Source organism: Pseudoalteromonas rubra (assembly GCF_005887115.1).
GTDB classification, from domain to species: domain Bacteria; phylum Pseudomonadota; class Gammaproteobacteria; order Enterobacterales; family Alteromonadaceae; genus Pseudoalteromonas; species Pseudoalteromonas rubra_F.
On record NZ_PNCJ01000205.1, the window covers coordinates 1 to 254 of the forward strand.

The window sequence follows — 254 nt, forward strand, 5'->3', positions numbered from 1 at the left end:
TCCTTCAGATACAGCAATTAAAGTTTCTCTGGCCCCATCTAAAACAGAGTAAAGGACGTAATCCTTGGAGGCGTATACTATTCCAACAGGATCTATTCTCGAAAAATCTTTCAAGCCTCCATTATAAAAGAACAACCCACTTTTTAATTCAAATGCAGGGATCATATAGTCTTCATAAGGTATATACTTAATAAACTTTTCATCTTTCATGTAACTATCTATATAAAGGCAACCTTTTTCTAGATAAAACAAAG

Annotated in this window: 1 protein-coding gene; it reads right to left on the reverse strand. The window is 33.1% G+C overall.

Annotated features, from left to right (window positions below; translation table 11 throughout):
• Positions 1-210 (reverse strand): hypothetical protein (locus CWB98_RS23765; RefSeq protein ID WP_138547003.1); only part of this gene is annotated, 210 nt, incomplete at its 3' end.
• Between the last annotated feature and the right edge of the window lie 44 nt (positions 211-254).